A 22,606-nucleotide genomic window follows, 5' to 3' on the forward strand; every position below is an offset into this window, starting at 1 on the left:
TGCAGCCAATGCGCTGTCATGGTCGCTTGCGTTAACAATCGTTGCTGATCCGTTTATCCGGGGTGATCCGGGGCTGACAGCAGGGAACGTCCAACGCGGCGCCGACTGCTCGAATTTGAGAGAGGCCGGCGCGGCGCAGTTCCCATGTTAAACGAATGAGGGATATACCGTGCCGTCTGTACGCAAGAGTCTTTTCGCCGCCGTCCTTTTCTCCGCGACAGCGCTTTCTCCCCTGGCCGCCTCGGCGGAAACCATCCTTGGCGCACTTGCAAAAGCCTACCAGAACAATTCGCAGCTGAATGCGGCGCGTGCCGGCGTCCGCGTCACCGATGAAGGCGTGCCCCTGGCCAAGTCGGGCTGGCGGCCGACGATCAACGGATCTTCGAGCATAGACTACACGAAAACAAACTTTCCCGGTGGTAACCTGAGCGCGACGACCGCCAATTTCGGCATCAAGATCAACCAGACCCTGTTCGACGGATTCCAGACCAGCAACAATGTGGCGTCGGCCGAAGCCCAGGTGCGGGCGTCCGTTGAAGGCCTGCGCAATACCGAAGAGAACACGCTCTTCAACGCGGCAACCGCGTATATGGATGTGATTCGCGACCGGCAGATCGCAGTGCTGACGGAGCAGAACCTGCAATTCCTGACCGAGCAGGCGCGCGCCGCGCGTTCCCGTTTCGAGGTCGGCGAAGGCACTCGTACCGACGTCGCGCAGGCGGATGCGTCCCGCGCGTCGGCGGTGGCTCAGCTGAGTGCCGCCCGTGCGCAGGCGCTGTCCAGTGCCGCGACCTACCACCAGATCATCGGTGACGAGCCGGGCAAGCTCAAGGGCGCTTCGCCGCTGGCCAAGCTTCTGCCGGCCAGCCTCAATTCGGCGATCGGCGTGGCGTCGAACGAGCATCCCGCCATTCTCGCCAATCAGCATCTGGTCGACGCGGCGGGCTTTTCCGTCAAGTCGGCGGAAGGGGCGCTGTTGCCGCAGCTGTCGGCCTCGGCCGGCGTTTCGGATAGCTACAATCACAACAGTCCGGCATCTTCGTCGAGCCCGAATGGCAATTCGACCTCGGCCAATATTGGCGCGACGCTGACCATCCCGATCTACTCGGGCGGCCGCACCGAGGCTACGGTGCGTAGGTCCAAGGAATCGCTGAGCCAGGCGCGGATCGAGGTTGATGTCAGCCGCGACCAGGTGCGCCAGGCCGTAACCGCGGCCTGGACGCAGTACACGGCGGCTCAGGAAAGTGCCGCCGCCAACAGGCAGGTTATCGATGCGGCCCAGCTGGCCCTGAACGGCGTCATCGAGGAGCGCAATGTCGGCCAGCGCACCACGCTCGACGTCCTCAATGCGCAGGCCGCCGTCATCACCGCCAAGATCAACCAGGCGGGTTCCGAGCACGATGTGGTGGTGGCGAGCTATGCCATCCTGTCGGCCATGGGACGCCTGTCGGTCGACCGCCTTGGCCTGCAGGTGACGAAGTATCAGCCGGAAGAGCACTACAACGCGGTCAAGGACAAGTGGACCGGCCTGCGTACGCCGGACGGCCGCTAGTCAACCCGCCTCCCGGTCCCGGCTTTTGCGCGCCGGGGACGGGATGATATGCAGCAAGTGCCGATAGAATGTTCTTTCGGCACTTTAGCCTTGGGCAAGGATCCGTCCTGGTTCCGCATTGCGCGGAAATGCCCATGGAAATGATCGAGGCCGCATTCCTGCGGGGAATGCTGACACAGGCAACCTGTCTGGCCGTTCATTGCTCTAATCTGTTGAAATCCAACATGTCTCCACATTGGGGATTCTCGTGGCGCGATCCGTCGGTTACGCTGGCGCCATGATTCGAATCCGGCATTTTGCCGGACGGGAAATTTGCAACGAGTCACAAGGGCGGCGGATGTGACGATGGCGACGGCAAGCAGCGCACAGCGCGAACCTTCCATGGAAGAGATACTGGCCTCGATCCGAAGGATCATCGAGGACAGTGATACCGGCCGCAAGCCCACGGGCGAATCGGATGAATTGCGTCAGGATATCGAGTCGGCTCCTGCTTCAGTGCAGGATGTGGATGCATTCCGCGCGGAGCTGCGCGGTGGGTTGGATGTCAGGAAGCCGGTGACCCTGGCGGAAGTCCAGGCTCAACTCCCTGCAACTGAACCGGTCGCCGCTCGCGCGGAGACACCGGTTCGATTCGATCCCGCTTCGGTGAAAGCTCCGGTGACGCTGGCGCCTGCAGCCCAGGCGCCCACGACGTTGGCCGAGGTGAGCGCCCGGGTTGCCGCCGCGCCGGCTCCGGCAGCCGACGCCGATGTGCCTGTCGCCGTGAGGATATCGGAGACGAGCGAGACCATCGTCGCCGATTGGCGGCGCGACATTGCAGCCGTGGGTGAAACCATAAAGGCCACGACCTCCCTTTCGGACACAGCCGCCATGCGACGGGCACTTGCGGCCGAGCCGGCGATAGCGGCTCCAGGCAAGGAATCGGCGGTCGAGCCGGCCGTTGAGCCGGTGACTTCGCGCGGTGGGCCGGCGTGGCCGGCAACAGCCGAGGCGCCCGTCCGTCCGGCGATCCTGTCGGAACATACGGGACGCCAGGTAGCTGCCGCTTTTGGCGAGTTGTCCGACGCGTTCGCCAGCCGCAGCAAGAAAACCTTCGATGACATGGCCGAGGAGATGCTGAGGCCGATGCTGCAGGACTGGCTGGACAACAATCTGCCGACGCTGGTCGAGCGCCTGGTGCGCGAAGAGATCGAACGCGTGGCGCGCGGCGCGCAATAATTTTTAGGACAATTGCTGGCTGAAAGCGCCGCCCTTGTGCGACGCTTTCACTTTGGTCAGCCGTTCTCGGCGGTGAAGGCGATCAGGTTTCCGTCGACATCCTTGATGATGAATGTACGCGCGCCCCACGGCTCGGTCCGCAGTGTTTGATGAAAGCTGACCCCGGCCGCCTGATATTCCAGGAGCAGCGGCTTGATGTTGTCGAGCACGATCGTCGCCGACAACAGGTGTTCCCTTGTCGGCGAATCCGGGTCGAAAAGAGGTTCGTCGACATGACGCAGGTTCAGCCGCGCGCCGTCGCGAATGACCTGTGCGTAGAAGGGGGGCTCGCCGTGGGCAAAGCGCGTCGTGAAGCCGAGCTTCTGCTGTAGAATGCGCAGGCGGCATCGATGTCGCAGACAAAGAGTTGCGGCTCGGCGAAGGCAAGGAGCGGTTTTTCGGCGTCTGATGCGATGCGGTCGGTCACGGTTTGAAGGCCTTTCTTCAGCGCCTGCCAGCTTTCGAAACCCGATTTCCTGGCGACCAGTTCCTGCGCATCGGCAAGCTTGAAGCTGCCATCGAGGATATCCCTGTCGGTCAAATGACGGAAGCGGGGCAATATCGCCGCGATCGTGTGCGCGACCGGATAATACCGCTCGCGGTGCCATTTGAGATAGAGCTTGGCCTGTTTCTTGTGGTGTTCGAGAGTGGGCATGGGCGCATTGCGTGTTGAGGTGGCGTAGGCGGGCAATGCCCCTCCGGCCGGAAGCCGATGCGCCCTACAGCAGCAGTGGCAAGCTATTGTGATGGCTGCTCCGGTCAAGGACGAACGGAACACCTATGTCGTTGGGCATTGCCGCGCATCGGATGGACACTATCTGACGAACAGAACATTTCACGCCGATTGCCAAAGCGCCCATGCGGTTGACTTGGCCAAAACCTTCCGATTTACACCGGGTCAGCAAAACTCCCGACAGCGCGGACCATTTCCCCATGCTTGAAAAGACCTACGACGCCAAGACCGTCGAGCCGAAGATCGCCAAAATCTGGGAAGAGGCGGATGCCTTCCGCGCCGGCGCCGGTGCGGAGGAGGGGGCCGAGGCCTTCACGATCGTCATCCCGCCGCCGAACGTCACCGGCTCGCTGCATATGGGCCATGCGCTCAACAACACGCTGCAGGACATTCTGGTGCGCTTCGAGCGGATGCGCGGCAAGAACGTGCTGTGGCAGCCTGGCATGGACCATGCCGGCATCGCCACGCAGATGGTGGTCGAGCGCCAGCTGATGGAGAAGCAGATCCATCGCCGCGACCTGACGCGCGAGGAATTCATCGAGAAGGTTTGGGAGTGGAAGGCCGAATCCGGTGGCGCGATCTTCAACCAGTTGAAGCGGCTTGGCGCCTCGGCGGACTGGTCGCGCGAACGTTTCACCATGGATGAAGGCCTGTCCAAGGCCGTGCTCGAAGTCTTCGTCACCCTCTACAAGGAAGGGCTGATCTACAAGGACAAGCGCCTTGTGAACTGGGACCCGAAACTGTTGACCGCGATCTCCGATCTCGAGGTCGAGCAGCACGAGGTCAATGGCAATCTCTGGCACTTCCGCTATCCCATCGAGGGCGAGACCTTCGATCCGGAGAATCCGAAAACCTTCATCACGGTGGCCACGACGCGCCCCGAGACCATGCTGGGCGACACGGCTGTCGCCGTGCACCCGGACGACGAGCGTTTCCGGCATCTGGTCGGCAAGAACCTCGTCCTGCCGATCGTCGGCCGCAAGATTCCTGTGGTGGCGGATGAGTATTCCGATCCGGAAAAGGGTTCCGGTGCCGTCAAGATCACCCCGGCGCATGACTTCAACGACTTCGAGGTTGGCAAGCGCCACAAGCTGCCGGCGATCAATATCCTCACCATCGAGGCTGCGATAAACCTCAAGGACAATGAAGATTTCCTCGCCGGCCTCGACGTGACGCCGGAACGCCAGGCTGTGTGGGATGAACTCAACGGGCTTGATCGCTTCGTTGCGCGCAAGAAGATCGTCGAGCTGATGGAAGCCGGCGGCTTCCTCGAAAAAGTCGAGCCGCATCGCCATGCCGTGCCGCATGGCGATCGCGGCGGCGTGCCGATCGAGCCGTTCCTGACCGAGCAGTGGTATGCGAATGCCGCCGAGCTCGCCAAGCCGGCGATCGCCTCGGTGCGCGAGGGCCGCACGAATTTCGTGCCGAAGAACTGGGAGAAGACCTACTTCGACTGGATGGAGAACATCCAGCCCTGGTGCATTTCGCGCCAGCTGTGGTGGGGTCATCAGATTCCTGCCTGGTATGGCCCGGACGGGCGTGTCTTCGTCGAGAAGACCGAGGAAGAGGCGCTTGGCGCCGCGATCGAATATTATCTGGCGCTGGAAGGACCCTGGAAGGCCTGGGTTGAGGACAAGCTCGAGAACTTCAAGCCCGGCGAGATCCTGACCCGCGACGAAGATGTGCTCGACACCTGGTTCTCGTCGGCGCTGTGGCCGTTCTCGACGCTTGGCTGGCCGGACCAGACGCCGGAACTGAAGACCTACTACCAGACCGACGTGCTGGTGACCGGCTTCGACATCATCTTCTTCTGGGTCGCCCGCATGATGATGATGGGCCTTCACTTCATGGACGAAGAGCCGTTCCACACGGTCTATGTCCACGCCCTGGTGCGCGACAAGAACGGGCAGAAGATGTCGAAGTCGAAAGGCAACGTCATCGATCCGCTCGATCTCATCGACGAATACGGCGCCGACGCGCTGCGCTTCACCCTGACGGTGATGGCGGCGCAGGGGCGCGACGTGAAGCTCGACCCGGCCCGCATCGCCGGCTACCGCAATTTCGGCACCAAGCTCTGGAATGCCACCCGCTTCGCCGAGATGAACGAAGTCGCGCGCAATGACGAGTTCTGGTTGAACGATGCCAAGCTGGCGGTCAACCGCTGGATCCTGACCGAGCTGACGCGCGCCGCGCGCGACATTACGGATGGGATAACGTCCTACCGCTTCAACGAGGCTGCAGGCGCCGCCTACCGCTTCGTCTGGAACCTGTTCTGCGACTGGTACCTGGAGCTGCTGAAGCCGGTGTTCATGGGCACGGACGAGGCTGCCAAGGCCGAGAGCCGGGCTTGCGTCGCCTTCGTGCTCGACGAGATCTACAAGCTGCTGCACCCGATGATGCCGTTCATGACGGAAGAACTGTGGGCGCAGACCGCCGGAGAGGGCAAGGAGCGGTCGTCGCTGCTTTGCCACGCGGCTTGGCCGGCGCCGGACTTCGAGGACGCGGAGGCGGCCGCCGACATCAACTGGCTGGTTGACCTTGTCTCCGGCATCCGCTCGGTCCGTTCGGAGATGAACGTGCCGCCGGCGGCGATCGCGCCTCTGGTGGTGATCGGAGCCAACGCGGTGACGCGCGAAAGGCTTCAGCGCCAGGACTCGGCGATCAAGCGGCTGGCGCGGGTTGGTGACATCTCGCTGGCCGATGCCGCCCCCAAGGGGGCCGCACAGATCGTGCTCAACGAGGCGACCATCTGCCTGCCGCTCGGCAGCCTGATCGACCTGACCGCCGAGGCGGCTCGGTTGCAGAAGGAACTGGTCAAGGTGACCGAGGAAATCGCGCGGCTGCACAAGAAACTGTCCAACGAGAGATTCGTCGCCAGCGCGCCCGAGGAGATCGTGGCCGCCGAGCGCGAGAAACTCGCTGAGTATCGCGAGGCGCAGGAGAAGCTCTCAGTGGCTCTGAGTCGGGTGCGCGACGCGGGTTGAAATACTGGGGATCAGGGAGATCCCAGACTGCGTTAACGATGTCGTTTTTGCCCCGAAAACAGGCATTCCGCTGCGTTAATGTTGACGTAAACGGAAAGTTTCAGCCCCATTGTTGCCATAATGTAACAATGGGGCGCTGAACCCCTGAAAAGTGCTGTTTTCGCGCTGTTTTAGACAGTTCTTCCGCATTTTCTTTGCCGATTTTTCCCCAAAAGGTCACTTTTCGGGCCTTCTGGTGGTGGGCCGCACTTTGTCGAAATTGCGTTCTGATCACCTGTACGTGTACGCCTCTTGAAATCGTTGTTGCGCCGTTAACCTGAATTCGTTCTAGCTTGACGCACTAGTATTTCGGGGAGGAATTCCATGGACATTTTGCGTCTGAAAGCACTGTTGGGGGCAGGGTGCTTTTCATTGGCTTTGATCGGTTCGGTACACGCCGGCGGCTTTTCGCGCGGGACCGCGGACACCGACATCCTTTTTGAAGACGGCAATTTCAACATGCGCACCAGCGTGACGTATGTTGCGCCGACCAGAAAATATTCGGTGAACGGGCTCAATCCGAATTTGATCGGCCAGAATTATTCCGACAGCTACGCCGTCCCTTCTGCAGCCGTCAAATTCAAGCTGACGGACAACCTTTCATGTGCGGGCACGTACACGGAGTCATATGGCGCAAGTGCGACGTGGTCCGCGCCCAGTGGAACTCTTCAGAAGCTCAAGGAAAACTTTACGATTTATGAAGGCGCAGTCACATGCGGCGTCAAATTTGATTTGAGCAAAGGTCGCATCTGGTTGCTTGGCGGCGTCTACCATGAGGATGTCGATTACAATCTTGTTGCGGTTGGTGGCTTGCTCGATGTGAATCTGAAAGAAAGCGATATCGGCTGGCGTGCGGGCATAGCCTACGAGATTCCCGAGATCGCATTGCGTACCCAGTTGATGTACCGTTCAGGTGTGTCGATTGACGCGTCCGGTACCGCGAACGCAGTCAGCCCTCCGTTTCCTAAACCGACGGCGCCCGCGACTGGCGATACGCAATTTCCGCAATCGCTGGAGTTCAAGGCCCAAACGGGTGTTGCACCCGGTTGGCTTGTGTACGGCAGTGTCAAATGGACCGATTGGTCGGTTACCAAGCAGCTCAACCTTCATATCCCACAGGAGGGAGTCGAGAATGGTAATGACTATTTTTGGCGCGATGGCTGGACACTCACCGGCGGCGTTGGCCACAAATTCAATGACCAGATATCCGGCACCGTGTTCGCATCCTGGGATCGTGGTGTCAGTACAGGGTGGGATTTGACCGGTGACAGCTATACGCTCGGCACCGGCGTTTCGATGAAGGACAAGATGGGCGGCGAGCTCCGGCTGGGTGTTGCTGCGATCTATCTTGCTTCAGTGTCTGAGACGCAATATGCGCCTATTCTTAATCGGACGGTTCAGGGCGACTGGGGCTATGCCTTCTCGGGCGGCTACAGCATCAAGTGGTAAGTCATTCAATCTGCTAACAAAAAGGCCGGGCAATGCCCGGCCTTTTTGTTAGCGTCGGGCTGTCATGAGCGCTCGCTTCGCGCGAGTTCGCACCCACCGTTGCAGATAAGCCGCACCTGCGTCACCGCTTATGATTGTGATGTTTTGGCAACACTTTCTGAACAACCCCTGCGCTACAAATCCTGCCAAGGAAATCGCCTATTTCCCGCCATAAACCCGGCGCACCTCGAATTGTCTCGGGACGCGCGCCAAAAGGCTCGGCGATGGGACGGGCCGCACCGCCAGCGGCAAGGATGAGTATGGACGTCAGAGTCATCTCCAAGGACAAGCTGCCTAGCCGCCATGTGACCGTTGGTCCGGCGCGGGCGCCGCACCGCTCCTATCTCTATGCGATGGGACTGTCGGCGGCCGAGATCGCGCAGCCTCTGGTCGGCGTCGCCAGTTGCTGGAATGAAGCAGCACCGTGCAACATCTCGCTGATGCGCCAGGCGCAAGTGGTCAAGAAGGGCGTGGCCGCGGCCAATGGCACGCCGCGCGAATTCTGCACGATCACCGTCACTGACGGCATCGCCATGGGGCACCAGGGCATGAAGTCGTCGCTGGTGTCGCGCGATGTCATCGCCGATTCGGTCGAACTCACCATGCGCGGCCATTGCTACGACGCGCTGGTCGGCCTCGCCGGTTGCGACAAGTCCTTGCCTGGCATGATGATGGCCATGGTGCGGCTCAACGTGCCGTCGATCTTCATCTATGGCGGCTCGATCCTGCCCGGCAGCTATCGCGGCCGGCAGATCACCGTGCAGGACGTGTTCGAAGCCGTCGGCCAGCACTCGGTCGGCACCATCAGTGATGCTGAACTGCTGGAAATCGAGCAGGTGGCCTGTCCTTCGGCCGGCTCCTGCGGCGCCCAGTTCACCGCCAACACCATGGCCACCGTCGCCGAGGCGATCGGGCTGGCCTTGCCCTATTCCTGCGGGGCGCCGGCGCCCTACGAGATGCGCGACCGCTTCAACTTCGCCTCGGGCGAGAAGATCATGGAGTTGATCGCCAGGAACATCCGCCCTCGCGACATCATTACGTTGAAGGCGCTGGAGAATGCGGCGACCGTTGTTTCCGCCACGGGCGGCTCGACCAACGCGGCGCTGCATCTGCCGGCGATCGCGCATGAGGCTGGCATCAAGTTCGATTTGTTCGATGTCGCCAGGATTTTCGAGAAGACACCTTACATCGCCGACCTGAAGCCGGGCGGCAAATATGTCGCCAAGGACATGTTCGAGGCTGGCGGCATTCCGCTGCTGATGAAGACCTTGCTCGACCACGGCTATCTGCATGGCGATTGCCTGACTGTGACTGGCCGCACTTTGGCCGAAAATATGGAACACGTTGCCTGGAATGAAGATCAGGACGTGGTCCGTCCCGCCAACCGGCCCATCACAAAAACTGGCGGCGTCGTGGGCTTGAAGGGAAACCTTGCCCCCGAGGGTGCGATTGTGAAGGTCGCGGGCATGGCGGAGCTGAAATTCTCAGGCCCGGCCCGTTGCTTCGATTCGGAAGAGGAATGTTTCGAAGCCGTGACGAACCGCGATTACAAGGAAGGCGAAGTGCTCGTCATCCGCTACGAGGGTCCGCGTGGCGGCCCGGGCATGCGCGAGATGCTGTCGACGACGGCGGCGCTTTACGGCCAGGGCATGGGCGGCAAGGTGGCTTTGATCACAGACGGGCGCTTTTCTGGCGCTACACGTGGCTTCTGCATTGGCCATGTCGGTCCCGAAGCTGCCGTGGGCGGCCCGATCGGGCTGCTCAAGGATGGTGACGTAATCTCGATCGATGCGGTGAACGGCACGATCGAAGTGGCGTTGTCGGAAACGGAACTGGAGGCCAGGGCAAGGACATGGAAGCCGCGCACGACCGATTATCAGTCGGGCGCGATCTGGAAGTACGCGCAGACGGTAGGGCCAGCCCGCGATGGCGCGGTCACCCATCCGGGCGGTGCGAAAGAAACACACTGCTATGCGGACATTTGAGTTGTTGAGGTCGTCTGTCCTTCCGGCACTGGTCGCGGTTGCGATCTTTGGCGCCGTGGGCCAGGCCATGGCCTTCGACGACAAGGTGTTCGACGACAAGACCGGGGTGAAGCCGCAGTCCAGCCCGTGGGCTGTATTCCAGTTCGGATTCTCCGCCTACAAGAACGGCCACAAGGAACAGGCGGCGGAAGCCTATAAATACGCCGCAGAGAACGGCCAGATCGGCGCCACCTGGAAGCTTGCGCGCATGTATGCCGAAGGCGACGGCGTGGCGCGCGACGACTATGAGGCGTTCAAGTTCTTCTCGGAAATCGTCGACCAGGATGTCGAGCCGGGCTCGCCGGAAGAAAGCTATGTCTCCGACGCGCTGGTGGCACTGGGCGACTATCTCCGCAAGGGCATTCCCGGCAGTCCGGTCACGGAAAACGAAGTGGCCGCCCAGGAATACTACATGCGTGCCGCCGCCAACTACCGCAATCCGAACGCACAGTTCGAGATGGGGCAGATGTTCCTGAAGGGCGAGGGCGGCGTCAAGGCCAGCGTCAAGCAGGCCGGCCGCTGGTTCCAGCTCGCCGCCGAAAAGGGCCATGCCGGCGCCCAGGCGACGCTCGGCAATCTGCTGTTCCAGAGCGGCAAGATCGTTCGTGGCCTGGCGATGATGACGGCCGCGCTCGAACGCGCTTCGCCGGCCGATCAGCCCTGGATTCGCGGCATGCAGGAAGAGGCGTTTGCCGCCGCGGGCGAGGCCGACCGCCGCACCGCGATTTCGCTGGCCGACGATATCCTTACCAAGGGCGGTGGCGAGGGTAGCGGCGACCAGTAGCCGAGCGATCTTGCGCCGCTCGCGGGTTCCAGAGTCCCGATAGGATCAGTTTGCCGTCGGCTCCGCCGGGATCACTTTCGGCGGGGGTGTCGAGAGCGGTGCCGTCGGATGCGGTGCGGGCGCGTCTCCGGGACAGTTGTCCGCCACCTTTGTCCACGACGAGTTGTTGAGGACCTTGTCACATCGGGCCATCTGGTTCTGACCGGCAACCGTGAGGCAAGCCGATTGGCCGAGCTGGAACGACTTGCCGTTGGCCAGGCATTCCGGGGCGGCGAGAACCACGGTTGTCGCCGCCACTATCGATATCGATCCCACGGCAATCGGGCAAAGAAGAAGTCGGAAGGTCACGGCAGCCTCCGTCGCAGCATCATGATCTCCGATCAAACGCGCGATTGTGGCGAGATGTGGGTTCGGTTGGCGGATGCCCGGACCGGCCCATTTGTCAGGCCGGCTGCAGCGCGAGGTCTATGGCCACGGGAACGTGGTCGGATGGCTTTTCCCAGGCCCGGACATGCTTTTCGATGGAGGCCGACGAAAACCGGTTGGCGGCCTCCGGCGACAACAGCAGATGGTCGATGCGGATGCCGTTGTTCTTCTGCCAGGCGCCGGCCTGATAGTCCCAGAAGGTGTAGGTGTCCGGCGCGTCGGTGACCGCTCGCACCGCTTCGGTGAAGCCGAGATTGAGCAACCGCCGGAAGGCCTGCCGCGTCTGCGGCTGGAACAGCGCGTCGCCCAGCCAGTTCTCCGGGAATTTCGCGTCGATCGGTTCGGGAATGACGTTGTAGTCGCCGGCCAGCACCAGCGCCTCTTCAAGCCGAAGCCGCTCTTCGACCCAACGCTCCAGCCGCGCCATCCAGGAAAGCTTGTAGGGAAACTTCTTCTCGTCATCGATCGGATTGCCGTTCGGCAGATAGAGCGAGACGACGCGCAGCGCGCCCTTGTCGGTGGAGAAAACGCCCTCGATGAAACGCGCCTGTTCGTCGGCGTCGTCGCCGGGCAGGCCCCGGTTGACCTCGTCGAAGCGCAGCTTCGACAGGATGGCGACGCCATTAAAACCCTTCTGGCCATGAGTTTCGACATTGTAGCCGAGCGCCTCGATCTCGGCGCGCGGGAACTGTTCGTCAGCCGACTTGATCTCCTGCAGGCAGACAATGTCCGGCGCGCTTTCCGTCAACCAATGGGTCAAATTGCCGATGCGGGCGCGAACGCCATTGATATTCCAGGTGACGATTTTCATGACGGCCTCGATGCTATTGCGGCGGATGGCGCTCGACGAGGCCGATCGTATTGCCTGCCGGGTCCTTTAGGAAGGCCATCCATTCGCTTTCCCCTGCCGGTCCGAACATGCCCTCGGTATCGCGATGGACCAAGGTCGGTGGTGCGGTGAAGGGCACACCCGCGGCATTTGCCTGGGCGTGAAAATCGTCGAGGCCGGCGATGTCGAGATACACGGTTCCGGCCGGGATGCCGTCGGTGAACAACAACCGAACGCTGCCAGCCATGATGAAGGCGATGCCTGGCGGGTCGAAGCGGGCGTGCAGGCTCAGCCCCAAGACATCGCGCCAGAAGGACAGCGTTGCATCAAGATTGCGCCCGGCCGAGAGCGCGATCTGACGGACCGCGCCTATGGCAGGCATTTCTAGATGGAGAAGCTGGTGCCGCAGCCGCAGGACGCGACCGCATTCGGGTTCCGGATCTGGAACGACTGGCCCATCAGGTCATCGACGAAATCGATCACCGAACCGCCCATATAGACCAGCGAGAGATCGTCGATCAGCACCGTGGCACCGTTCTTCTCGATGGCGACGTCGTCGTCGTTGCGGCCATCAACCAGATCGAACTTGTAGGAAAAGCCGGAGCAGCCACCGCCTTCGACGGAAACGCGCAGCGCCGTCTTTCCCGCTTCGCCAGAAACAATCTTGGCGATCCGCTTGGCAGCGGCCTCGGTCATATCGACTTTCATGGCAGTCTTGGCATCCGCGCCCATGGGCGTCACCTTGCTTTCGGTTTCACATGATAGGTATGAAGCGCGAGGGGCCAAGTCAACTGCACCAAGTCAACCTGCGGCATCGATCATGACCAACGAGTTGGGCGACATCGGATTCGGCTACCGGCCGCGCGCTGTATATGCCTGCGATCCGGCAAAGTCGCGCGGGCGATTGTTCGACGAGGTCGAGAGCCCGACCCGCACGCCGTTCCAGCGCGACCGCGACCGCATCATCCACTCGACGGCATTCCGCCGGCTGAAGCACAAGACGCAAGTGTTCGTTGCGCATGAGGGCGATCATTACCGCACTAGGCTGACGCATTCGATCGAGGTGGCGCAGATCGCGCGAGCGCTCGCGCGGGCATTGCGCGGCGACGAGGACCTCGCCGAAGCCGTGGCGCTGGTGCACGATTTCGGCCACACGCCGTTCGGCCACACTGGCGAGGATGCGCTGAACGAGAAGATGGCCGCATGGGGCGGCTTCGACCACAATGCGCAGTCCCTGCGCGTGGTGACCCGGCTGGAGCGGCGTTATGCCGAGTTCGATGGCTTGAACCTGACCTGGGAAACGCTGGAGGGATTGGTCAAGCACAACGGGCCACTCATGGACGCCACCGGAAAGGGCCTGAAGAGGCCGGTGCCGCAGGCGATTCGCGACTATTCCGAACTGCACGATCTCGAACTCGACCGATTCGCGGGCATCGAGGCGCAGTGCGCGGCGATCGCCGATGACATCGCCTACAACACCCATGATATCGACGACGGACTGAGGGCAGGGCTGCTGACGCTCGACATGCTGGAGACGGTCTCGCTGCCGGGAACGATCCTGGCGGGCGTGCGTGCGCGCTATCCGGCGCTCGATCCCGTGCGCACCGGGCATGAGCTCATGCGGCGACAGATCACGATGATGGTCGAGGACGTGATCAAATCGACGGCCGCCAATCTGGAGCGCATTAGGCCCGGCAGCGCCGACGCGGTGAGGGCGGCAGGCGAGACGATGGTCACTTTTTCCGCCGACATGGCGGCCCTGGAGAAGGAACTGAAGGCCTTTCTCTACAAGCATCTCTACCGGCACAAGGAAGTCATGCGCGTGCGCGGCGAGGCCGAGCAGATCGTCAAGGACCTGTTCGACGTCTATTTCGCCGATCCGCGCGCCATGCCGGATGGCTGGCGCGAAGGGCTCGACCAGGCCGATGATCGCATCAAGGCGCGCAGCGTGGCCGATTTCCTGGCGGGGATGACCGACACCTACGCGCTCAAGGAACATCGGCGTTTGTTTGACCATACGCCGGATTTGAGCTAGGGCGGGCTCGATTTCGCCGGCCAATAGCCGGATTCCCTGTAAAGCCGCCAGAGCCACGCCAATGAACATCTTCGCCGATTTCAACGCGCGAATCGTAAAAGCCGTAGACGCGCTTGATCTGAAGGACCGCGACGGCGCCTCGCCGGACCTGTCACGCATAGCGGTCGAGCCGCCGCGTGACGCCAGTCATGGCGACCTGGCGACCAACGCCGCCATGGTGCTCGCCAAGCCGACCGGCCAGAACCCGCGGGCGCTGGCCGAGAGGCTGGCGGAGGCGCTGCGCGCCGACAAGGACGTCGCCGCCGCCGAGGTGGCCGGTCCCGGCTTCGTCAATCTCAGGCTCAAGGATGGTTTCTGGCAGGCGCACCTGACCGCGCTTCTCGGCGAAGGCCGCAATTATGGCCGCTCGACGGTCGGTGGTGGCAAGAAGGCCAATGTCGAATATGTTTCCGCCAACCCGACCGGGCCGATGCATGTCGGCCACTGCCGGGGCGCCGTGGTGGGTGACGCGCTCGCCAACATCATGATGTTCGCCGGCTACGACGTCACCAAGGAATATGTCATCAACGACGCCGGCTCGCAGATCGATGTACTCGGTCGCTCTGCCATGCTGCGCTATCGCGAAGCGCTCGGCGAAGACATCGGCGAGATTCCGGCCGGTCTCTATCCGGGGGACTATCTGGTTCCTGTCGGCGAGGCATTGGTCAAGGAGTTCGGCCGTTCCTTGCTGCAGATGCCCGAAGACGAGGCGCTCGCCATCGTCAAGGACCGGACGATCGATGCCATGATGGCGATGATCCGCGAGGATCTGGCGCTGCTCAACGTGCATCACGACGTGTTCTTCTCGGAACGCACGCTGCATGCCGACAATGCCAAGAAGATCCGCTCGGCGATCAACGACCTGACGCTGAAGGGCCATATCTACAAGGGCAAGCTGCCGCCGCCCAAGGGCGAAAAGCCGGAGGACTGGGAGGATCGCGAGCAGACCTTGTTCCGCTCGACGGCGGTCGGCGACGACATGGACCGGGCTCTGGTCAAGTCCGATGGCTCGTTCACCTATTTCGCCGCCGACGTCGCCTACCTCAAGGACAAGGTCGATCGCGGCTTCGTCGAACTCATCTATGTGCTCGGCGCGGACCATGGCGGCTATGTCAAGCGGCTGGAGGCTTTGGCGCGGGCGATTGCCGGTGACGATGTCAAGCTGACAGTGCTGCTGTGCAACCTGGTCAAGCTGTTTCGCGAGGGCGAACCGGTTCGCATGTCGAAGCGGTCCGGTGATTTTGTGACGCTGCGCGAAGTGGTGGAAGAGGTCGGACGCGACCCGATCCGTTTCATGATGCTCTATCGCAAGAACGATGCGCCGCTGGATTTCGACTTCGCCAAGGTGACGGAGCAGTCGAAGGACAATCCGGTGTTCTATGTGCAGTACGCCTCGGCGCGCTGCCATTCCGTGTTCAGGCAGGCGAGCGAACAACTGGGCGAGGTCAATTTCGACCGCAACAGCCTTGCGGCGGCCACCGCTTTGCTCACCGATGAAGGTGAGATCAGCCTGATCCGCAAGCTTGCGGAATATCCGCGGCTGATCGAGTCCGCGGCACTTGCGCTCGAGCCGCATCGACTGGCATTTTACCTGTATGATCTGGCCTCCAGCTTGCACGGACACTGGAACCGGGGCACCGATAATCCGGACTTACGGTTTGTTAAGGTTAACGACCGACAATTGACGCATGCCAGACTAGGGCTGGTGCAGGCTGTTTCGGATGTCTTGACGTCCGGCCTGACGCTGATCGGAGCCGCCGCGCCCACCGAAATGCGTTAGGTTTGACTAAAACACCTGTCACCTTTTGCCCACATTGCGCTGGTAAGGGCCAACCCTACGCGACGTCCATGGCGTCCGAATGAGTGCGAGTTCGGGAACAATAATGGCAGACAGAACCCAGCTGAGAGCAGCCGACCGTAACGACATCGCCGACGATGATCCGTTTGCTGAACTGACGAGGATCATGGGGTTCGACCCGCGCCAGCCGGTCAAGCCGCAAGCGTCTGTGCAGCCGCTGGCTGCCGTCGATCACCGGACGGACGAGGCGGATTTCGACATCGACCTCGAAAAGGAGTTGATGGGCGACTTCGACGACAGCGAGGCCATCTCCGTTGCTCAGCTTCATGAGCCGACGTTCGAAACGGCCGCCGCCGACACGGTGGACGACGAGCTTGCCATGTCGCTTGACGAAGACTTCCATCTGGATTCGGTGGATATCGCCGACCATGGTGCCGGTCAGACGGCTTATGGCGCTGTTCAAGCCCCTGAGCCAACCATCGAAGCCGCATTCGACGATGATTTCGACAACGCCGTCGCCAGTTCGCTCGAAAACGTTTCGCCGTTCGAAGACGACCAGCCGATGGAAGATGAGCTTGCCGCATCGTTCGAGCAGAATTTCCAACTCGACAGCAATGCCGTCGACCACGCCGAACACTTTGCGCAGGCCGCGCCGGCGATCGAGCCGGCATTTGATCATGAGTTCGACCACGCCGTGGCCAATTCGCTCGAAGATGAGCTGATGTTCGACGATTCCCTGTCGACACAAGACCATCAGAGCGCACCCGAGGCAGAATACCGGTCGCCCGGGCAGGCCGATGCATACCAGTCGCAGGCGATCTCCGATGAGGATTTCGCGGGTCATTTCGACGATGCCATGACCGATGTTGGCATCGACTTTGATCAGCCTGCCGATCCGTCGGTCTCGATGGTCGAGGAACTGGATGCGCTTGATGTCCATGCCGAGCCCGTGGCTACGCGCGACGAGACTGTCGGCCTGGCCTCGAAAGAGGCGTTCGATCACGATTTCGACCTGAATTTCGACGATGCGCTCGCCGAGGAAGCTCACGAGCCGTTGGCCCAGGTTGCTGCCCCTGCTGTCCAGCCGGCCGTCACGGTCCCGGTTGCGCCCGTCGTGCAACCCGTGCAGGCCCCGGTTGCGAGCGAACGCAGCCTTGAAGACGAGTTGAATGCATTGCTCGGGGCGATGAGCGCACGGACAGCGCCGGTCGTGGCCAATGAACCCGCCTTGGTTCAGCAGCCCGTCGTTCAGCAACCCGTCGCGGTCGCCGAACATACGGCCGAGGAACCGGCGGATCTCGTCGGCGATCTGGACTGGGATCTCGATGATCACGCGGCTGCGCAGACGCAGCAGCATCAAGCAGCTCAGCCTGTCACTGCCGATCTCGACAATCTTCTGCTTGATGAGCTCCAGGCGCATGACTTTGCGGCTGAAGATGCCGTGGGGGCTGACGTCGCCAATGTCGATTTCGACAATGACGCCTTCGACGCCGCCTTCGCCAGAAGCATCGGCCTTGATGATGAAAAGGCCGACAACGAAAAGTCGAACACGTCGCGGTCTGCTCCCCGGGGCGATGCGGTCGATTCAATGGATTGGCTGGCCGAGCGCTCTACGCCGCCCGAACCCGCCCGCCCGTGGAGCCGTGTGACGCCGGTTGCGCAGTCGGCCGTGGCGTCATCGGTTGCCTCGTCACTCGCTCCGGTCGCGGCGGTTGCCGCAGCGCCAGCAATGATGGCCGCATCCGCATATCGGCCTGAGCCGGTCAGGAGCGAGCCGGTCTATGCGGCGCCGACGCCCGTGCAGCAGGAACAGCCCGCACGATACGACGAGATGCCCGACGTCGAGACCGTCGACGTGCCGGAGCGCGTTGTGGCGTTGGCTGACGATCTCGACATTCCCGAACTGCATTTCGAAGAGGATGAGCCGGCATCCGCCGGCTATGACGATCTCGACTCCGAGTTCGCCAGCCTGCTCACCGAAATGAACACAATGGAAGTGCCCGCTGCCGCGCCCGCGCGCAGCCCGGCCTATGACGATGAGTCCTACAATGCCGGGTTCAAGCCCGGCTACGAGCAGACGACGCAGGGCTATGCACAGGCCAAGCCGGGTTACGGCCAGGCCAAGCCTGGTTACGGCCAGGACCGGGTCGAAGCGCGCACCTACGCGGCGCGACCCACGGAAGTGCAAGCCGCTGCATCCTATGCTGACGCGGCCGGCTTTGACGTGAACGAACTGCCTGGCAGCCAGCCGGTTTCGCAGGCCGACGACTTCACCGTCGACGAACTGGACTACGATCCGGAGCTGGACGAGGCGATGGCGGTTCCGGGTCTCGCGGCCCAGGAGAACGCACGGCAGCCACGCCGGCGGGGCCTGTTCATCGCGGCAATCGTCGGTGGCGTCGCGATCGCTGGCGGTCTTGGTGCCTTTGCATTGTCCTTCGGCGGCAAGGGCAGCGGCGGCGCGCCAGTAATCGTCAAGGCCGACAATGCCCCGATCAAGGTCAAGCCGGAGAATCCAGGCGGCACGGTCGTGCCGAACCAGGACAACAAGGTCTACGACGCGGTGCTGAAGGGCGCAAAGCCCGCCGAGCAGGTCCAGCAAAAGCTGGTGACCAACACCGAGCAGCCGGTGGATGTGGCCGCCAAGGACCAGCAGACTCGTGTCGTCGATCTTTCTGCTGACCAGACCGATGCCGCCCCGGGCACGGATGCGGCTGGAAACCCTGACGCGGCCGCGGCGCCTGCGCCGAAATCGGAAGACCGCATCGCGCAGGTCCTGCAGGATGCCGACAAGGGTACGAATACCGATGTCGTCGCCGTGGCGCCACGCAAGGTGAGGACCATGGTGGTCAAGGCCGACGGTTCGCTGGTTGCCCGCGAGGATCCGGCACCGGCAGCCCAGCAGGTCGCCGCCGCCGAACCGACCGACCCGGCGCCGCAGCACGTGGCCCCGTCGGCCCAGGACGACAGCCAGGCTACCGGCGCCGTGCCAGCCGCCGACCAGGCGAAGCCCGCGTCTGCCCTCAAGCCGGTGGCCGCGCCCAAGGCTGAAGCCAAGGCCCAGTCGGCAAACACGCCGGCCAAGGTCCCGGTCGCGCCGCAGCGTCCTTCCGACCAGCCTGTCGATGTGGTTGGCGAGGTCAAGCCTGACCAGGTGGCATCGATCGATCCGGCGGCCGCCGCTGCCGGTGGTTCGTGGTCGATCCAGATCGCGTCGCAGCCAACAGTCGAAAGCGCTCAGTCAACCTATCAGGACTTGCAGCGTCGCTACGGCAGCGTGCTCAGCGGCCGTACCGCCAACATCGTCAAGGCCGAGATTGCCGGCAAGGGCACGTTCTATCGCGTCCGGGTTCCCGCGCAGTCGCGCAATGACGCGATCAACCTGTGCACGAGCTACAAGGCCGCGGGCGGTAACTGCTTCGTCTCGCGTTGAGAGCTTCAACTCCCTCCCTACGAAACCGGCGCTGTCCAGACAGCGCCGGTTTTTTGTTGAAGGATCTGGGCCTCCCGCCGGCGTTTCGGCGCGATTCCCTTTGTCCGCGTAAAGCTCTAGACTCGCCGACATGACCGAATCGAAAGCCATGATCCTGGGCTGTGGCGGGAAATCGCTGACGCGCGATGAAATCCGCTTCTACCGCAATGAATGTCCCTGGGGCTTCATCCTGTTTGCTCGCAACATCAGCGAGACCGAGCAGGTCCGCGACCTCGTCGATTCGATGCGCGATTGCATCGACCGGCCGGATGCGCTGGTGTTCGTCGACCAGGAGGGTGGGCGGGTGCAGCGCCTGCGGCCGCCGCTGGCGCCGAACTATCCGTCGGGCGCCGCACTCGGCGCGCTTTGGCGCGATGACCATGATGTCGGCACCCGTGCAGCCTGGCTGATGGCACGGCTGCTTGCCTTCGATCTGCTGCGATACGGCATCACCGCGGATTGTCTTCCTGTACTCGATGTGCCGGTCGATGGGGCAAGCGATGTGATCGGCGCGCGGGCCTATGGCAAGGAGCCGCGTGCCGTCATCGAGCTGGGCCGCGCTCTGGCGGAAGGGCTGATGTCCGGCGGCGTGGTGCCTGTCATGAAGCATATTCCGGGGCATGGTAGGGCCTTGGCCGACACGCATCTGGAGCTTCCGACCGTCAATACCTCCATGAGCGATCTGCAGCGGCATGATTTCGCGCCGTTCAGAGAGCTCAACCACCTGCCGATAGCGATGACGGCGCATGTCGTCTACAGCGCCATCGACCCCAAGAACCCGGCGACCACCTCCGGCAAGCTGATCGACGAGATCATCCGTCGTGAGATCGGATTTGATGGCCTGCTGATCAGTGACGACACCTCGATGAAGGCACTTTCTGGGGATTTCCCGACAAAGGCGGCCTCGATCCTTGCGGCGGGCTGCGATCTGGTCCTTCACTGCAACGGCGTTTTCGAGGAAATGGTTGGCATCGCGTCGCGCACCAAGGGCCTTGAGGGAAAATCGCTGCAGCGCGCTGAACGGGCGCTGACCTACATAAAGAACCGCGATCGCGCTGAAGAAACCGAAATACGCGCGGAATTCGCCACCTATTTCGAAACGGTGGCCTAACAGAGAAGGCAAAGGCAGTGGCGGAAGCATTGGAAAGCAAGCCTGCAAAGGCCGCACCGATGGACCGTCTGTGGGCCGAAAACGACGATTCACGCGTAACCGGCGATCCGTCGCTGGTTGTCGACGTGGCTGGCTTCGAAGGACCGCTCGACCTTCTGCTGCACCTTGCCCGTACCCAGAAGGTCGATCTGTCGCGCATCTCGATCCTGGCGCTGGTGGAGCAGTATCTGGCCTTCGTCGAGACGGCGAGGGCGCTGAGACTCGAGCTTGCCGCCGATTATCTGGTGATGGCGGCCTGGCTTGCCTTCCTGAAGTCGAAACTGCTGATCCCCAAGCAGCCCGGTGAAGACGGCGAGAGCGGCGAGGAACTGGCTGCTGTCCTGCAATTCAGGCTGAAGCGGCTGGAAGCCATGCGCGACGCCTCGGCGCGCCTGGTCAACCGGAACCGGCTTGGCCGCGATGTCTTCGCGCGCGGCATGCCGGAAATGGTCATCGTCGAGAAGCGCAACGCCTATTCGGCCTCGCTCTACGATCTATTGACCGCCTATGCGCAGCAGCGGCAGAAGCAGGCGATCACCAACGTGACCATCGCCAGGCGCGGTGTCTGGTCGCTCAAGGATGCGCGCGACATCCTGACCCGAATGGTCGGGGCGCTGACCGACTGGACGGCGCTCGACAGTTTCCTGATCCAGTACATGACCAGCCCGGAAGAACGGCGCACCGCGATCGCCAGTTCGTTCGCGGCCTCCCTGGAACTGGTACGCGATGGCAGTATGGATGTGCGGCAGGATGGGGCCTTCGCGCCGATTTATCTGCGCGGTCGCGCCCAGGCAATCAAGGCAATCGAGGTGGCATCATGAGCGAACGCGCCAACGCGTCGGTCATTCCGTTCAAGGTCGATGACGAGCCCGAGGAAGAGGCGCCGGCCCAGAATTCCCAGCAGAATCCGGCTGAGCGGCTGCATCTGGCCGAAGCCGTGCGCATGGCCGAAGCGATTGTTTTCGCGAGCGCCCAGCCGGTCAGCGAAAAGCAGCTCGCCGCGCGGTTGCCCGACGGCATCAACATTGCGGTGGCCATGGCCGAGTTGCAGCAGATCTATGCGCGGCGCGGCGTCAACCTGGTGCGCGTCGGCGACGCGTGGGCGTTCCGTACGGCCGGCGATCTCGCCTTCCTGATGAGCCGCGATACGGTGCAGCAAAGGAAGCTCTCCCGTGCGGCGCTCGAAGTGCTGGCGATCATTGCCTACCATCAGCCGGTGACACGCGCCGAGATCGAGGATATTCGTGGTGTGGAGACCTCGAAGGGAACGCTCGACACGTTGCTGGAAACCGAATGGGTGCGCATGCGCGGCCGGCGTCGGACGCCCGGCCGTCCGGTCACTTACGGCACCACCGATACGTTCCTCGATCACTTCGCACTGGAAGAAATCCGCGATCTCCCCGGAATGGAGGAATTGAAGGGTGCTGGCCTGTTGTCAGGCCGCATGCCGTCGAACTTCTCCATTCCGCTGCCGCCAGCCGATCCTGACGCGCTGACCGATGACGAGGACGCGCTGACCGACATCGATCTCGAAGAACTCGGCCTGCTGACGCCGCGCGTCACGGAAGATTGAGCATATCCACCGCGTAGAACCGCCAGGGGGCGGGGCTGCGCCGATTCGTAGCGGGCAGTCGCGAGGAAAGTGCGTGACATCCGTCACTCATTCATAAACTTTGTCGCAGTTGTGTTTGAATCCCAACGCGAAAACGCATAGATCAGCGTCAGGGAAAACATTCGAGAGAGATTTGCTATGGGTTCATTTTCGATTTGGCACTGGATGATCGTACTGGTCATCGTGCTTCTGGTGTTCGGCCGCGGCAAGATTCCGGAGCTGATGGGCGACATGGCCAAGGGTATCAAGAGCTTCAAGAAGGGCATGGCGGACGACGACGTTGCCGACGACAAGCGCACCGTCGAGCATCGCGCTGACGAGACCGTTTCGGCAGCCAAGGAAAAGGCCAGCAAGAGCTGAGCCCAGAACCTAGTCGGAACAGGT

18 protein-coding genes and 1 pseudogene are annotated in these 22,606 nt (G+C 62.3%); 14 read left to right on the forward strand and 5 right to left on the reverse strand.

Annotated elements, in window-relative coordinates; all coding sequences use genetic code 11:
• The first annotated feature begins 169 nt into the window (after positions 1-169).
• The 3 genes from ABVQ20_RS05375 (at position 170) to ABVQ20_RS05385 (ending at position 2,770) form a co-directional block, all read left to right on the forward strand.
• Positions 170-1,552 (forward strand): TolC family outer membrane protein, encoded by a 1,383-nt coding sequence (locus ABVQ20_RS05375; protein ID WP_354458518.1) that lies wholly within the window; start codon positions 170-172, stop codon positions 1,550-1,552.
• 134 nt (positions 1,553-1,686) lie between these two features.
• Positions 1,687-1,833: a hypothetical protein gene (locus ABVQ20_RS05380; protein ID WP_354458519.1), complete on the forward strand. Its 147-nt coding sequence runs from the start codon at positions 1,687-1,689 to the stop codon at positions 1,831-1,833.
• 64 nt (positions 1,834-1,897) lie between these two features.
• The gene (locus ABVQ20_RS05385) at positions 1,898-2,770 is read left to right on the forward strand and encodes a PopZ family protein (protein WP_354458520.1); all 873 of its coding nucleotides are present in this window, start codon (positions 1,898-1,900) and stop codon (positions 2,768-2,770) included.
• 56 nt (positions 2,771-2,826) lie between these two features.
• Here the strand turns inward: ABVQ20_RS05385 and ABVQ20_RS05390 are convergent.
• Positions 2,827-3,464: pseudogene (locus tag ABVQ20_RS05390) on the reverse strand (VOC family protein).
• A gap of 278 nt (positions 3,465-3,742) precedes the next feature.
• Here ABVQ20_RS05390 and ABVQ20_RS05395 point away from each other — a divergent pair.
• From ABVQ20_RS05395 to ABVQ20_RS05410, 4 genes are all read left to right on the forward strand, one after another.
• Complete coding sequence (locus ABVQ20_RS05395; protein WP_354458521.1) at positions 3,743-6,526, forward strand: valine--tRNA ligase; 2,784 nt, start codon at positions 3,743-3,745, stop codon at positions 6,524-6,526.
• A 363-nt stretch (positions 6,527-6,889) separates the two neighbouring features.
• Positions 6,890-8,014, forward strand: coding sequence for an OmpP1/FadL family transporter (locus ABVQ20_RS05400; RefSeq protein WP_354458522.1), 1,125 nt, complete (start codon positions 6,890-6,892; stop codon positions 8,012-8,014).
• Positions 8,015-8,313: 299 nt separating this feature from the next.
• Complete coding sequence (ilvD, locus tag ABVQ20_RS05405; RefSeq protein WP_354458523.1) at positions 8,314-10,038, forward strand: dihydroxy-acid dehydratase; 1,725 nt, start codon at positions 8,314-8,316, stop codon at positions 10,036-10,038.
• Positions 10,025-10,861, forward strand: coding sequence for a tetratricopeptide repeat protein (locus tag ABVQ20_RS05410; protein WP_354458524.1), 837 nt, complete (start codon positions 10,025-10,027; stop codon positions 10,859-10,861). The genes ilvD and ABVQ20_RS05410 overlap by 14 nt, the downstream gene beginning before the upstream one ends.
• A 45-nt stretch (positions 10,862-10,906) precedes the next feature.
• Here ABVQ20_RS05410 and ABVQ20_RS05415 read toward each other — a convergent pair whose 3' ends face one another.
• From ABVQ20_RS05415 to erpA, 4 genes are all read right to left on the reverse strand, one after another.
• Positions 10,907-11,209: a hypothetical protein gene (locus tag ABVQ20_RS05415; RefSeq protein WP_354458525.1), complete on the reverse strand. Its 303-nt coding sequence runs from the start codon at positions 11,207-11,209 to the stop codon at positions 10,907-10,909.
• Between the two features lie 94 nt (positions 11,210-11,303).
• Positions 11,304-12,098 (reverse strand): exodeoxyribonuclease III, encoded by a 795-nt coding sequence (gene xth / locus ABVQ20_RS05420; protein ID WP_354458526.1) that lies wholly within the window; start codon positions 12,096-12,098, stop codon positions 11,304-11,306.
• Positions 12,099-12,111: 13 nt separating this feature from the next.
• Positions 12,112-12,498 (reverse strand): VOC family protein, encoded by a 387-nt coding sequence (locus ABVQ20_RS05425; protein WP_354458527.1) that lies wholly within the window; start codon positions 12,496-12,498, stop codon positions 12,112-12,114.
• Positions 12,499-12,500: 2 nt separating this feature from the next.
• Positions 12,501-12,848: an iron-sulfur cluster insertion protein ErpA gene (erpA, locus tag ABVQ20_RS05430; protein ID WP_354458528.1), complete on the reverse strand. Its 348-nt coding sequence runs from the start codon at positions 12,846-12,848 to the stop codon at positions 12,501-12,503.
• Between the two features lie 88 nt (positions 12,849-12,936).
• Here erpA and ABVQ20_RS05435 point away from each other — a divergent pair, with 88 nt between their 5' ends.
• The 7 genes from ABVQ20_RS05435 (at position 12,937) to ABVQ20_RS05465 (ending at position 22,582) form a co-directional block, all read left to right on the forward strand.
• Positions 12,937-14,151, forward strand: a complete 1,215-nt coding sequence (locus tag ABVQ20_RS05435) for a deoxyguanosinetriphosphate triphosphohydrolase (protein ID WP_354458529.1) — start codon at positions 12,937-12,939, stop codon at positions 14,149-14,151.
• Between the two features lie 61 nt (positions 14,152-14,212).
• On the forward strand, positions 14,213-15,970 hold the full coding sequence (gene argS, locus ABVQ20_RS05440; protein ID WP_354458530.1) for an arginine--tRNA ligase: 1,758 nt from the start codon (positions 14,213-14,215) through the stop codon (positions 15,968-15,970).
• 103 nt (positions 15,971-16,073) lie between these two features.
• Complete coding sequence (locus ABVQ20_RS05445; RefSeq protein WP_354458531.1) at positions 16,074-19,421, forward strand: SPOR domain-containing protein; 3,348 nt, start codon at positions 16,074-16,076, stop codon at positions 19,419-19,421.
• A 130-nt stretch (positions 19,422-19,551) separates the two neighbouring features.
• Positions 19,552-20,571, forward strand: coding sequence for a beta-N-acetylhexosaminidase (gene nagZ, locus ABVQ20_RS05450; RefSeq protein ID WP_354458532.1), 1,020 nt, complete (start codon positions 19,552-19,554; stop codon positions 20,569-20,571).
• Positions 20,572-20,630: 59 nt separating this feature from the next.
• On the forward strand, positions 20,631-21,431 hold the full coding sequence (locus ABVQ20_RS05455) for a segregation and condensation protein A (RefSeq protein WP_354462131.1): 801 nt from the start codon (positions 20,631-20,633) through the stop codon (positions 21,429-21,431).
• The gene (scpB, locus tag ABVQ20_RS05460) at positions 21,428-22,183 is read left to right on the forward strand and encodes an SMC-Scp complex subunit ScpB (RefSeq protein WP_354458533.1); all 756 of its coding nucleotides are present in this window, start codon (positions 21,428-21,430) and stop codon (positions 22,181-22,183) included. Before ABVQ20_RS05455 ends, scpB begins: the two co-directional genes overlap by 4 nt.
• Positions 22,184-22,360: 177 nt before the next feature.
• Positions 22,361-22,582 (forward strand): twin-arginine translocase TatA/TatE family subunit, encoded by a 222-nt coding sequence (locus ABVQ20_RS05465; RefSeq protein ID WP_015317533.1) that lies wholly within the window; start codon positions 22,361-22,363, stop codon positions 22,580-22,582.
• The last annotated feature ends 24 nt before the right edge of the window (positions 22,583-22,606 follow it).

The organism is Mesorhizobium shangrilense, assembly GCF_040537815.1.
Lineage (GTDB): Bacteria > Pseudomonadota > Alphaproteobacteria > Rhizobiales > Rhizobiaceae > Mesorhizobium > Mesorhizobium shangrilense.